This window comes from Mycobacterium persicum (assembly GCF_002086675.1).
Lineage (GTDB): Bacteria > Actinomycetota > Actinomycetes > Mycobacteriales > Mycobacteriaceae > Mycobacterium > Mycobacterium persicum.
The window spans coordinates 1-3,227 of sequence record NZ_MVIF01000192.1; the positions used below are offsets into that span (position 1 = coordinate 1).

The 3,227-nt window shown below is 61.0% G+C and carries 1 protein-coding gene; it reads right to left on the reverse strand.

The features are described 5' to 3' along the window. A partial coding sequence (locus BST40_RS27555) for a beta strand repeat-containing protein (protein WP_142276838.1) occupies positions 1-3,227 on the reverse strand: 3,227 nt, incomplete at both ends.

Consider the following 3,227-nt stretch of genomic DNA (forward strand, 5'->3'; position numbering starts at 1 on the left):
CTGCCACTGCCCTGATTGAAGAACCCCGACGACGGACCGCCCGTCGCATTCCCAAAACCCGGACCCGCCGGAATATCAACGAGTGGAATGTTGATGGGCCCAATTTCGCTGGTGATTCCGACTCCTATCGTGGTGTTTGGCCCACCGATCAGTGCGCTCACGTCGGGCAAGGTGCCGGTGATTTCGTTCGGGGAGAGTATGGGTCCGAGCTCGAAGCTCAAATAGCTCGAGTTCAGGATGCCGATCTGGAAGCGCGGAATCAGGAAGGGTCGGATATCTATGCCCTTTAAGTCGATGTTTATCGGGATATTTACCGGGATGCTGAAGCCCATGTTCAGCAGCGGTATCTCGGGGATGTAGATCCCGGCGTGCAGACCGAGCAGGCCTTGATAATCCTGGCGCCAGAAAACGCCGTTGGAGTAGCTGCCGGCGATGAAAGCACCCGTGTCGACATTGCCCGAGTTCGCCAGGCCGGTGCTGTAGTTGCCGGTGTTGAACCATCCGGTGTTGTAGTCGCCGGGGTTCCCCATACCGCTATTCGTGTTGCCGGTGTTGTAGGAGCCGGTGTTGGCGGTGCCGGTATTGACCCACCCGGTGTTGATGTTGCCGGCGTTGAAGAGGCCGGTATTGGATATTCCGGCATTGCCGATGCCGGTGTTGTAGTTGCCGGAATTGCCGATACCGAAGTTGCCGGTGCCGGAGTTGAACAGACCGATGTTGTTGCTGCCGGAATTGAACAGGCCGACGTTGCCGGTGCCGGTGTTGAGGGCGCCGAAACCGATTTGATGGCTCCCGGTCAGGCCGATGCCGATGTTTCCGTCTCCGGTGTTGGCCAGGCCGACGTTGCCGATGCCGTTATTGCCGAAACCGAGGTTGTCGTCGCCGGTATTGCCGAATCCGACGTTGTGGTCACCGAGATTGGCCGGGCCGATGTTTCCGCTGCCCAGATTGCCGAGGCCAAAGTTGTAGCTGCCGAGGTTGCCCCAGCCCACATTGAAACCGCCGAGGTTTGCGCTGCCGAGGTTGACGCTGCCGAGGTTTGCGCCGCCGAGGTTGACGCTGCCGATGTTTCCGCTGCCGAGGTTGAAGCTACCTAGATTTGCGCTACCGAGGTTGAGCGCCCCGGCATTTGCGAAGCCGGCGTTGACGTGCCACGGGTCATGCAACAGGCCCGCGACCTGGCTGCCGGCGTTGGCGATACCCGACACCTCGGCCGCGGTCGACAGGTTCAGCGTGCTGGTGTTGAGGAAGCCCGAGACGGTGTTGCCGACGTTCGAGACGCCCGATACCAGCTCCCCGAGATTCGTGTAGCCCGAGATTCCCAGGCTGCCGGAGGCGGTGTTGAAGAAGCCCGATAGGTTGGCGCCGACGTTCCCGAAACCCGACGCGCTACCCGTGCCGGAATTGAAGAAACCGGACGAGGGGCCAGTGGTCGAATTTCCGAAGCCCGGGGCGGCCGGAATGTCGATGATGGGGATTCTGATGGGACCGATGCCGCCGGAACCGCCGACATCGATCACGGTATCCGGTCCGCCGATGCCGGTAACGATATTCGGAAGATCGATAACGAAATCCGGGAATTCTATGGGTCCGACGCTGACGACCCGTTGGTCTCCGGTGCCGAGAATATCGATCTCGGCGGTGTACGGCGGAAGTGTGAACCGCTGAATTGCCAGGGTGCCGAGGCTGATGTTGATCGGAATATCAATCGGCGCCCCTAGTTCGAGCGTGACCGGGATGGCCGTATTGGGGATGACGAGACTGAACGCAGAGCTGTCAACACCCTGGTAATTCCCGCGCCACAACAGTCCGTTCGAGTAACTACCGCTGATCAACGCGCCGGTGTCGAAATCGCCGATGTTCGCCAGGCCGGTGTCGTAGTTGCCGGTGTTATAGATGCCGATGTTGTAGGTGCCGGAGTTGAAGTTTCCGGTGTTGGCCTGGCCCGCGTTGCACAGGCCGGTGTTGTAGTGGCCGGAGTTGGCGATGCCCGTATTGGCGATACCGGTGTTGAAGATTCCGGTGTTGGAGGTGCCGGTGTTGGCGAGTCCGATGTTGTAGTTGCCGGAGTTGGCGATGCCGAAGTTGCCGTTGCCGGAGTTGAAGAAGCCGACGTTGTTGGTGCCGGAGTTGAACAGGCCGATGTTGCCGGTGCCGGTGTTCGCGTCGCCGAAGCCGATTTGATCGTCACCGGTCAGGCCGATGCCGATGTTGCCGGTGCCGGTGTTGCCGAAGCCGATGTTGGCGTCGCCGACGTTGGCCAGGCCGAGGTTGTGGTTGCCGGTGTTGGCCAGTCCGAGGTTGTGGCTGCCGGCGTTGGCGAGCCCCAGGTTGAGGCTGCCGATGTTGGCGCTGCCCAGATTGAGGCTGCCGATGTTGGCGCTGCCCAGGTTGAGGCTGCCGATGTTGGCGCTGCCCCCGTTGAAGCTGCCGGCATTACCACTGCCCAGGTTGAGGTCGCCGGTGTTGACGCTGCCCAGGTTGAGTGCGCCGAGGTTTTCCAGGCCGATATTGAACGTCGTGCTGTTGGCGCCGTCTCGCAACAATCCCGCGAGGTCGGTGCCGGCGTTGCGGAAACCCGAGATGGTGGCCGAGTCGGAGAAGTCCAGCGGGCTCACGTTCCCCCAACCCGAAATACCGTTGCCCAGATTGGTCAGGCCCGACTGCAGCGACCCGACGTTGTTGAAGCCCGAATTTCCGAGGATTCCATCAGAAATGTTGCGTAGGCCCGAATTGTTGGCGCCGATGTTGAAAAAGCCCGACGAGCTGCCGGTGCCGCTGTTGAAGAAGCCCGACGACGGCGGGCCGGAGAAGTTAAAGAACCCTGGTGTTGCCGGAATATCGACGAGCGGCATCTGGATGGGCCCCAGCCCGGCGGTTCCGCCGATGTCGATCACCGTCGAACCATCGGGGTTACCGATGTTGAGGTTTATGGCGGGATTGGCGATATCCAGCACGATCGGGGAAAAGGCGATGGGTCCGATCCAGCCCTCGATGTCACCGCCGAGGCCGTCGTTCATTCCACTGAAGGGGACTGGGTCAATGCCGAAAGGTGCGATGTTGATGGGGGTGATGGACGCGGTGATAGGGATGTTGATGGGGATCTTGACGTCGAGGGCTGCGGGTATTTCGGGGATTGTGATGGTGTAGGTGGCGCCGAGGAGGCCGTGGGAGTCGGCTCGCCAGAGGATGCCGTTGTTCATGTTGCCGGTGTTGAAGGCGCCGGT